We start from the raw sequence: 298 nt of genomic DNA on the forward strand, positions 1-298 counted from the left end.
GTACTACTTCGTCTTCCTCTCCCGGTACGACAATCCGGTGAAGGTGCAGCTGCGCAACGCGGCGATGGCCGCGATCGGCTTCTTCCCGCGCACCGCGGGCATGCTGGTCATCCTTGGGGCCTTCGGGTTCGCGTATGCGGCGGTGCTCGTCTACGTGGTGCCGCTCATCCTGCTGCTGGGCATCGCGCTGCCGCAGTACTGCTGTGCGCTGCTGTACTGCCCGATCTTCGAACGGCTGGAGGGCGCTCCCGCGGAATCCTGACTTCGCCGGAGGCGGGGGGGGGCCCCCCCGCCCCCC

Annotated in this window: 1 protein-coding gene; it reads left to right on the forward strand. The window is 68.8% G+C overall.

Features of this window, described 5'->3' with window-relative positions:
- Window positions 1–262: hypothetical protein (locus tag H9626_RS15620; RefSeq protein WP_225231007.1), on the forward strand; the 262-nt coding region annotated here is incomplete at its 5' end.
- Window positions 263–298 lie beyond the last annotated feature (36 nt).

It is taken from the genome of Phocaeicola faecium (assembly GCF_014837055.1).
GTDB lineage: Bacteria > Bacteroidota > Bacteroidia > Bacteroidales > Bacteroidaceae > Phocaeicola > Phocaeicola gallinarum.